1 protein-coding gene is annotated in these 7,357 nt (G+C 44.7%); it reads right to left on the bottom strand.

Annotated features, from left to right (window positions below):
- Positions 1–7,357, bottom strand: a 7,357-nt coding sequence (locus D0T51_RS11845; RefSeq protein WP_163729560.1) for a hypothetical protein, incomplete at both ends; no start/stop codon positions are given.

Raw genomic sequence — 7,357 nt, 5'->3', positions numbered from 1 at the left:
GCTTCAACACTCAAAGTGAAGGCATCCCATTCGGTCACAACAACACTTGTCGGCTGTTTCGTGATCTTTGTCTGACGATCCACCTTGATGGTTACTGTTTCGATAGCTTTCAATGTAGAACCGGGCAGTTTATTGACTGCTTTCAACATATACACATGTGTACCGACTGTTTTGTCAACTGTCACTGTTCCGGGTTGCAGCGGACTGTACGTATTTCCGCCATCCGTACTGTAGGAGTAGTCAAACCAGGTTCTGTTCGCTCCATCGATATAATTCCAAAGATCGATACCACTTGTCAATATCTGATCGTCTTCACAGAAAGCGGGTACAAAGGCAAGACCGCTTAAGTTTAATTCCGGAGTAGGATAGACTCTGACTTCTACATTGTTGCTGCGGGCCGGATTACAAGAGATTGCACCCTGGGCAGTGATGTAATAGACAGAGGTTTCGAAGGCCGTTGAAGGATTCGTCGGAGCGGCCATAGCCACGGTGAACAATCCGTTATCCTGCGTTTGTTCCGCCATAGGCAGAGGCATCTTGAACAGTTTATACGTATCGGCACTTCCCGATGTATTTGTCAATACCGCCTGGATGGATACGTTTCCGGCTCCTTCACGAACGACAGGAGTAGTGATCGCTTCCAACGCAACCGGGTTGCTGATGACAACGGAGAGAGTCGCTGTGGCTGTCTTTGTAGAAGAAGCATATTTGTTCTTCGCAATAAGTACATAGTTATATGTACCAGCGTTTTTCGGTAACTGAACGGAAGAGGTTAAAGCCGTTTCCGGTCCACCATTCACCGTATAATAATAGTCATACAAGGTCGTATTGGCGCCAGAGATATAACTATCCAGGGCAATGCCTGCGGTCAATGTACCATCCGTACTACAATAGGCTGTTACCGGAGATGAAACCAGTGTTATCACCGGATCGGGATAAACCGTAAATGTGATCGCACTTGATTTGGCTGATTCCGTACAAGCACCCTCGGCACTTACATAATAGGTATACACCTCACTGGCTGTAGCTGTCGGAGCAGACAGGTCACGACTGAAGCTTCCCGTACTGTTGTCATCGATTGCTGTCGGGGTCGTGTCATACAAACGGTATACGTATTCGCCGCCACTGTTCTTGCTTCCGCTTGTTCCCGTGACAGAGATACTCACTGCATTCGTCGTACTTCCGGCCGGAGCTTCAATCACACCGTTTACCGGAGTGGTCGTTACTGTGCCCAAGGTTACTGCGGTGTATTGGGATACTGTCAAAGTAAACTCAGCTGCGATGTCGGAGTAGTTCGCATTGTTCTTCGCCCATACATAGATGGTATGTGTTCCTACGCCCAGGCTGGCCGTTTGACCAGTGCCCAGTTCTTTCACGCCTGTCTTATTATCTTCGGTGTTCCACCAGAAAGTCTCATTGGTGAAGTCTGTCGTGTTAAAGACGATCACCTTATCGTCAATGGTTACATTCATCGGCATAGTACAGTCGATCGCTGAACCGGTAGTATTCGTAAGGGTTACATCTTCCGGTTTGTCGATCATCGTAACGATAAGGGCATCACTTTCCTGTTTCGTACAGAAGCCATCTTCATCTCCATTGCTGTTCTTCACAATCTTCACCGAATAATTACCACCATCCGTTGAAGCAGAAGGGTTGATTGTATAGGTATTCGAAGAAGCTGGCTGGGCTGTTCCCAAAGCAGTTGTGCCTTTATAGAAACGGTAATATTGACTACCGCTTGCTCCACCGGCTACCAGTTTGATCTCGGTACCGACTGTAAAGGACTTATTCGTTACCGTCGCCAATTCACCGTCAAACTGAAGGGTAGCGGTGACAGAGGTATTGACTGTCACTGTCAGGGTAGCGGCAGTTGCAGAGAAGCCACCGGTTGAATTCTTGGATTTCACAAGATAAGTGCCGGCTGCCAATTGAACCTTATCAGTGACAGTTCCGTCTTTTACCTCAGAGGCGTAACTAACACCATTATCCGTACTATACCAATAGGTATAAGCCGCATCCGGAGTATCTATCTGATCCCAAAGAGTTTTACCCGTAAGTTCGGTATCACAATAAGTGACAGCAGTACCTTTCAGTACGACGTTGGCCGGGGCATTCTGAGACAAATTGATAGTCAACTGAGCAGCTGTATCCGAGAATCTATCTGTTGTCGGATTCTTCGCCCATACATACAGAGTATTACTTCCCCAGCTATTCAGCGTGATCGTTGATCCTGCTGTCAGCTCTATGGCTGTAGACGAATCATTACTTAGGCTATACCAGATCGTTTCCCCTTTACTAAAGGTATTGGTATAAGTGATCTTGTCATTCAGCGAGATTGTATTTGTCAAAGCATTCACACTCACGTCTACAGAAGCCGGGTTTAAAACAACATCATCCGGTCTCTCAATCACTTCCAGTTCTTTCGCGTTGCTGGTGATCGTTCCATTACAGCCGGTTACCTTTACATAATAGAATCCGGACTGTGACTCGTTCGTGATGGTCAACACCAAGGTATTGCTCACACCTGAAACGGCAGTCTCACCTGTACCAAGGGCATCTGTCGCTTTATACCATTGATAGGTAAGGGCAGTACCGGCCGCTTCTACGGCAAAGGTTTGGGTAGTAGAAGGACTTGCTACATAGGCAGTCACCTTCGTGGCATCCAGGTTCGTCGTAAAGCTGGCGATTGTATGGATCGTATATACTACCGATTTCGGCGTACCATAATCCAGACCGTTATACGACTGTACATAATAAGTCGTAGTCGACGGGATAGAGCTTATCGTGGCAGGCAGTTTGTTTTCATCCTTCAGGCTGCCATCTGTATTCGTTTCATTGGAGCTATAAAAGGTATAAGTGACACCGCTTACCGTATTAGTCAACAAGGCTTCAAAGTCTGTAAGCGGAACATTTGTCTGCTCACCACATTGGGCAGAAGGATCGGTTACGTCATATGCCAACGAAGGATATACTTTCAACTGCACCCGGGCTGATCCGTAATCTTCACCATCGATAAGAGCCGATACGTAATAGTCTATATCGCCTACAGCCGAAGGGGTTAACGTATACGGATTAACGGCTGATACCTCTGTGCCCAGATTGCTGTCGCTATACCATTTGCCTTCGAAGTTAGCCGTAGTGATATTCATTGTCACCTGTTCACCCACTGTCACCTCGTACGGGTTCGCTCCGGCTGTCAATACGGCAATGCCGATAGAGGTTTCCCCCAATGTCACATCACCTGCCGAGCAGGCTGTGTTGAACGTAGCCGATGAGATATATTTCACTTCCAGTACAGGGGTCGGCGTACTCAAGGCTGTGGCATAGTTTGGATCCCATACGAGCGGAATTTCATACACCATCTCTTTGCCGAAGCCTTTGGAAGCATCAGCGTTGATCGCTGCAGTGGGAAGACTCAGTTTGATATAACGGCTTCCCAAAGATACATCACTCGTGCCTATTTCGGAAGAAGCGCCGGTAGCGTTGCTGATCGTACTGGTCACTTGCGCGGTGCCATTCAGTGAGAACTGCTCGGGTACTTTTACCAATACATAGTCACCCGTTTCGATCGGGTTGCTCGAGTCTGCATTACGCATCACCTTCACCTGCAAGGTAAGCGTAGTCTGTAATTCGTTCAATGTTCTGTTACCACCAACAATAACGGCATCTCTCACCTCGAAACCATAATCCGAAGAAAGGGCCGGAAGAAGAGAAGGGGAGAGTTTGGTGATATTATCCGTGATATTATCGGCACTGATACCTCCCGTAAAGCGGAAACCGGTAAGGTCCGTATTACACATCGGTTTGAAATTTGCCGTCACCGTTGCCTTACGTTTGATATCCGTATCCGTTGGATCCGAACTCAATGTTCCCGGGAAAAGAACAGGCGCGCCGGTAATCGCTGCCAAATCAATCTCGACAGAACGTTCGGCAGCAGGACCGTCCGTAGCGGTTCCGTTACCGCCCACTAAAAGAGCCTCCAGAGCCGATAAATCATAAGTAGAACTTCCTGCATAATTCAGAGAAAGAGAACCAGCCACATAATCCTGTCCGACCGGAAAGGTCAGGCGCATTTTCGGATTACGGACAACACCCGGGCTGACCGTTCCGTCAATAACGGCAGTCAATGTATAGGGAGTATTATAGGTTATCGAAGGATTATCTACAGATAGGCTACCCGATATCTTAGCCGAAGCCGGTACAATCACCAATGCCTGACGGGCACCTACGTGATCGAGGTCATTGACATCCAAAGGAGCATTGATTGGGTCTGTATAACCGGTATCCCCAAAGTCGGAAACCGTATAGATCCAGATCGTATCGTTCTCGTTCTTGCCATCCAGGCGGCCTAAGTGTTTGAAGTCTAACTGATACTTTTTATTATTGGCCGCTGCCAATCCACTGCCGGAATTTACCGAGAACCATTTTCCCGATACTGCCTGCGCACTACCTCCTTGCTCGGTAAAGGAAAGGTCTGACACATTACCGTCGACGTATAACCAGACTCTGTCTAGGGCGGTCTCATTCGGGTTACCGACCGTTATCACCGGAAGGGTAAGGCTCGAACCGTAGGAGTTGAGGCTCGGGGTGCTTAAAGTCAAACTAGTAGAAACACCCTTGTAATCTAAGGTAAAAGCTCTCCTCAAAACCGCCATTTTTTGTTTTTTATTATTATCGTAAACAGTAAGTTTGGGATTTAATTCTGAATTACCAAAAGTGACACCTTTGGTTGCCTGTATAGGTAGCTTAAAATAAACATCCCACTTATCATCCGGAAGCATCCATTTCGTTGCATCTAACGCATCTCCTGAAACTTTAAAATTATAATCAAAAAAAGAGGACAAATCATATTCATACGTATTTCCTTCCTTTACTGAAGGCGATAAGATTTGTTTAGACGGACCCTGCCCGTCTAAACGAGAAGATGTAAATTCTATCTTATCATCATTATACATCACATATCCATCAGGTAAAGTAAATTCCAACTTCATTGGGTACGCATGACGACGAACTTCTTTCTTGAAATAAGGCGAAGAGGGATAAGAATGGAAAGTATTAAAATAGAATCCTGCTTCATTTTGTTCTTCATTTCCAAAAGAAAGAAAAGCTCCCGGAGTAGTATACCAGAATGTTATTGCAGGGCTATAAGAAGAGATACGACAAGATTTCAGATCATCTCCTTCTCGGTCTGTATTTCCTTTACTATTCAAAGGATCAGTAAACCTCTGATTACTAACAAAGCATTCACTTGTAAAAGTACGTATAGTAGATGTAGTCTGTTTTGCTTTAAATGGGAGAAATATATCCACCAAGCTCCCGGAGACAAATGGATTATCTAAAGCATCTACTTCCACATAAAAAGTGCCATCATTCGCAACGACAGAGACCGGATAAGTTTGTTCGCTGCCATTTACCTTTATTTTAACTTCATTTTCTAACAGAGATAAATGTTTATTTGATCCATCCGATAAACAGAATGATAAATTTCCTGTTACCGGTAAATAAAGATATTTATAGGAGGTTCCTACAATCCGGGTATTCCATCGTAATTCACCCTTATCCTCTACCATATAGTACGAATGATTAATATCTCCATCAAGAGCTTCGTCATTTGAATCCGGAATATGATCTTCATCTGTATCTTTTAAACCTCGTGTAATACGATAAAGTGAAACGTTTTCCAATACAATTCCTTTTTCTTGCAAAGAAAGAGTAACTGGTTGGAACACCTGAGAAATATTTTTCAACCAGTATCCATTATACTCATAATCGATGTAATAGCCAATCTCTCCTATTTGATCAAGACTGCCAGCTGGAAAGCTGCCATCTGTGGTATACTTAAAGGTAAATTCACCCTCTGAGCTGAGAACTCCAGTATATATTTTATAAGGAGTCTTACCTGTGTCATCTGAAGAAACAGGTGTATTGAAAATCGTTCCACCTATTGTTTGGCTTAATGTAAAATTATCATTTTCCGATTCATCCAATTTTAACCAAGCTGGTAATTGAAGATGTATTTTCATACGACCTTTACCCACAAGTAATGAGCCCGATGATACACGGATTGTTTGCGTGAATTTCCCATTTTGTTTAATCATAAATTTAGTTGGCAACTCTCTAAAATGAGGAACACTATTAAAAGTTACTCGTTCCATATATGCACTACCCCCACCCTTTTCTCCTGCTTCATTTTTAGCTGTAACAGTATTAAAAAGTCCGTTTATAGTAGTAGTTGAATAATCAAAATAAACATTATTCACTCCATTATTATACGTTTTACCATTTACTGTCGGAACCCAAAAAGTAACGGTTTTTCCAGAAGGGACTATTTCTCCATCAGGAAGAATAGCTTCAAAACGAATCGGCTCCCCTATATGATCTGGGAAATAACCAATATCCTGTGAATCAGAGACTGTAGTTGTCACCTTTACTTGATCAACAGAAAGATTTTTCTTTACAGGGTCTCCTTCTATCTGGTATTTGATATTATATTTATCAAAAAGAAGGAATCTACAATAATCCCGTCCCATATCTAAGGTCCCATCCCAGGCATCCAGTGTCCCATCATTCTTAAAAACCACCTTAACCATATTCTTGGTTTCTCCGTCCATATTGACATCCCAGGTTGTAATCGGATCATCATTACTATCTACATACGAGGTACTGATATGTGTCATTGTGACCGATCCTGACACCGAAGGAAGGGACATCGTTATATCCTGTCCCGGTTCAGTCAGGCAGGCAGTTGCTGCCGGGTATTGGGCGGTAGGCGTTACCAGATGCTCACCCAGACGGCTCGATGCGGCTTCGAAAGTCAACACCTGTTCCGTAGTGGACAGATCCGATAAGGTAAGCGTATAGGTCTTTCCTTCCGATGAGAAGACTGCGGATTTGGTAACCCCATCCAATTCAAAGTTTTGCAATGTCGTATAGGCATCGACGTTCAGGATCACCTTATAGGTCTTAGCCAAGGCACCTGCCGCACTTAGTTTATAAGTCAATGTCTTGAATGTATTTTTACCCGAATAGGTTTCGGTCGGTTGATCAGCCTTGATCATGATCGAAGGAGCGATCAACTGTGCCTGTATCTCTTTATCGGCACCTGTGATTGCTGTTGATCCCGTCAAAGGTTTCACACGGATCACTTCTGTCGATCCGCTGACAGCACCACACGCCGCTTTTAGGTTCAGTTTTAAATGAACTGTCGATAAAGCAGGGATCGTTCCTCCGTTTGTGGAGACCCGAATGGTTGCAGTCTGCCCCGACGTTGTAGGCGCATGATACGTTATCCCGTTCATGCTTTCTACCCCAGTGCACTTCACATTCGCAGGCAATGTCAGTTCAAAGCCGGCTGTTG

This window comes from Parabacteroides sp. 52, assembly GCF_010500925.1.
Taxonomy (GTDB): Bacteria; Bacteroidota; Bacteroidia; order Bacteroidales; family Tannerellaceae; genus QVMG01.
Note: the sequence above shows the minus strand (reverse complement) of the source record. Positions and strands in the feature narration are given on the sequence as shown.